We start from the raw sequence: 1,300 nt of genomic DNA on the forward strand, positions 1-1,300 counted from the left end.
TGGGCTGTGTCAAGGAATGTGGACAGTCCCTACGAGTTTTCCTTCTCTGCTCAGGCCGCCTGGACGAGGTCTTCAGCGGCGCCGTGGTGATCGTTCCAAGCTTGTACCGGTGTCCGGTAGCTCAGCGCTGAGTGGCGCCGACGGCGGTTGTAGAACACCTCGATGTACTCAGCCACCGCCAGCCGGGCTCGACCGCGGGTCTCGAAGACTTGCTGGTAGTACATCTCGTTCTTCAAAGTGGCGAAGAACGATTCGGCCGCCGCGTTGTCCCAGCACACCCCTGTCCGACCCATCGACTGGAAAACCCCGTTCTCACTGCAATAACGGGTGAACTCATCCGAGGTGTACTGCGATCCATGGTCGGAATGGAAAATCGCTCCTGCCGTGGCTCCGCCTTGCGTGCGCGCCATCTCAAGAGCATCGACGACCAGGCTGGCGCGCATGCGCTCGGCGATCTGCCAGCCGATGACCATGCGCGTAGCCAAATCGATCACCGTGGCCAGATACAACCAGCCTTGGCCGGTGCGCAGGTAGGTGATGTCGCCGACCAGCGCCTGCCCCGGCGCATAAGAGTCCGGGTCGAAGTCGCGTTCCAGCCGATCGGTGAAAACCTGGGCCTGCTCATCGACGACGGTAGTGCGCTTGTAGGCGCGCTTCTGGATCGCAGCCAGCCCCAGTTCGCGCATCAGATCGGCCACCAGTCCCACAGAGCAGGGGAACTCGTTGTCGTTGAGCTCGGCCGCGATCCGCCGGCATCCCGCAGTCCCGCGCTGCTGTGCGAAGACCCGTACGATCTCGCTCTTCAGAGCCTCGCGACGCGCCTGCGTCGCCGTGAGGGTCCCGACTCGAGCCCGCCACGCGTAGAACGACGACCGGGCCACGCCCAGCTTCTGACACATCCAGCTGATCGGATAGTTTCCCTTCTCCGCCTCGATCAGGGCTGACTTCTCATTCAGTCCTGCTCCCTGGCGAAGAAGGCCGCGGCTTTTTTTAAGAACTCGTTCTCCATCCGCAGCCGCCGGACCTCGTCTTCCAACTCAGCCAGCCGAGCGTGATCGGCCGGCTTCAACTCTTGAACCGGTTCCGGGTTGTCCTGCCGGTAACGCTTGACCCAATTGCCCAAAGTCCCCGGATTGACCTGCAGCTCGCCGGCCACCTCGACGATCGGCCGATCGTTCTGCACGACCAGCTGGACCGCCTCAGCCTTGAACTGCGGGCTGAACTTCCGCCGTGATGCACTTGCCATGCTCTTGATCCTCTCCCATCAAGAGGAACTGTCCAAGAACCTTGATACACCCCA

The 1,300-nt window shown here is 62.1% G+C and carries 1 protein-coding gene; it reads right to left on the minus strand.

Going from position 1 to position 1,300, the window contains the following annotated elements:
- Nucleotides 1-50 precede the first annotated feature (50 nt).
- A protein-coding gene (locus AB0I45_RS13905) for an IS3 family transposase (protein ID WP_137319112.1) occupies nt 51-1,246 on the minus strand; the annotation gives its coding sequence in 2 pieces (ribosomal slippage) (nt 51-991 and nt 991-1,246; 1,197 coding nt in all).
- Nucleotides 1,247-1,300: the final 54 nt, after the last annotated feature.

The sequence above is a fragment of the Brevibacterium sp. NPDC049920 genome, from assembly GCF_040656435.1.
In the GTDB taxonomy this organism is placed as follows: Bacteria; Actinomycetota; Actinomycetes; order Actinomycetales; family Brevibacteriaceae; genus Brevibacterium; species Brevibacterium pityocampae.